This is a genomic window from Vibrio sp. 811 (assembly GCF_033339195.1).
Genome location: NZ_JAWOUB010000861.1, coordinates 1 through 537 on the forward strand (window position 1 = coordinate 1; position 537 = coordinate 537).

1 protein-coding gene is annotated in these 537 nt (G+C 41.3%); it reads right to left on the reverse strand.

The window, feature by feature from the left end:
• Positions 1 to 289: 289 nt before the first annotated feature.
• Positions 290 to 537, reverse strand: a 248-nt coding sequence (locus tag R7Q46_RS29810) for a TfoX/Sxy family protein (RefSeq protein WP_318078671.1), incomplete at its 5' end; no start/stop codon positions are given.

Sequence of the window (537 nt, forward strand, 5' to 3'; positions counted from 1 at the left end):
TAGATATTGACCAAAATGAGCGCCTAACAAAAGAATGGTGGCAACAAGTATCAGTCCAAAGATAAGTTTTTTATTCATGTGTGCTCCGTTTCTATATCTAGGCTACCGCTTATAGTATTCATACTGAATGTTGTTTTAACAATCTCGTTATCGAAATTAAGTCGTGGCGCTGAAGATACGGGTGTTTTGGGATTTACAAAGGAGTAGACACGAGGGGAGCTAAAAAAATTTCATAAAAAAACCGCAGTTCGCACTGCGGTTTTAGTCGATAGATTAGAGCAGACTTCTGTTACGAAAGGCCATTCATTAATTCTTCACGACGAGACTGGGGAACTACACTCCAGTGTGTGCCGTTAATAACACCTTCTAAGGCCCAAAGTAGCTCAAGGCTAACTGTGGTGGAGTGCGTGTCTCTGATCGCTTTATAAGCACTTAGTGCGCCTTCTTCTTCAAGTTGAGCAACAGAATCAATACCCGCTTTCTTAAGCATTCTTTCTGTAGCCAATCTCAGATTCGGCAGATCTTTCAAGCGATTAG